Here is an 894-nt window from a genome sequence, read left to right as displayed (position 1 = left end):
TGTGAGCTTTCATTAGGTTGTCCATCCGGTCCGGACCGAGGATGCTGAGGTTGCGAAGCTTCAGTGTCCAAGGAGGGACCGGATGAACATTCACAAGAATGCCCGTTTGACGCCGATTGGTCGAGAGCGGTTGGTGCAGGCGGTGTTGAGCGGGCAGACGCCGAAGGCCGCCGCACAAGCCGCAGGCGTCTGCCCGCGGACGGCCCGCAAATGGGTTGCCCGGTTCAAGGCCGAAGGGCGCGCAGGGCTTGCCGATCGCTCGTCGCGGCCGCGGCGGCTGTACAAGCCGACGCCAGTGGCGACCGTGGAGCAGGTCGAACGGCTGCGCCGTCAGCGTCTGACCGGCAAGCAGATCGCCGCCGATCTCGGCCTGTCGCCGGCCACCGTCAGCCGTATCCTGCGACGCCTGGGGCTCAACCGAATGCGTGACCTGGAGCCGGCCGAACCAGCCCGCCGCTACGAGTACGCCCATCCCGGCGACATGATCCACATCGACATCAAGAAGCTCGGCCGCTTCGACAAGATCGGCCATCGCATCACCGGCGATCGCACCGGCCAAAGCAACAGCCGCGGCGTCGGCTGGGAGTTCGTCCACGTCTGCATCGACGACGCCTCACGTGTCGCATTCTCGCAGATTTTCGCGGACGAGAAGGCCGTCAGCGCGATCGCCTTTCTCAAGGCCGCGATCGCCTATTACGCCAGCCTCGGCGTCACCGTTAGACGCGTCATGACCGACAACGGAAGCTGCTACATATCGACTGATTTCCGAAACGCCTGCCACGCTCTCGGGCTCAAGCATATCCGCACCAGGCCATACACACCTAAAACCAACGGCAAGGCCGAGCGCTTCATCCAAAGTGCTCTCAGGGAATGGGCTTACGCGCAGGCCTATCC

Annotated in this window: 1 protein-coding gene; it reads left to right on the top strand. The window is 63.9% G+C overall.

The window, feature by feature from the left end:
- Window positions 1–82: 82 nt before the first annotated feature.
- On the top strand, window positions 83–894 hold an 812-nt coding region (locus DU475_RS23870; RefSeq protein WP_164633523.1), incomplete at its 3' end, for an IS481 family transposase.

It is taken from the genome of Rhodopseudomonas sp. WA056 (assembly GCF_010906995.1).
Classification (GTDB): Bacteria; Pseudomonadota; Alphaproteobacteria; order Rhizobiales; family Xanthobacteraceae; genus Rhodopseudomonas; species Rhodopseudomonas palustris_G.
This window is presented reverse-complemented; position numbering and strand designations above follow the sequence as displayed.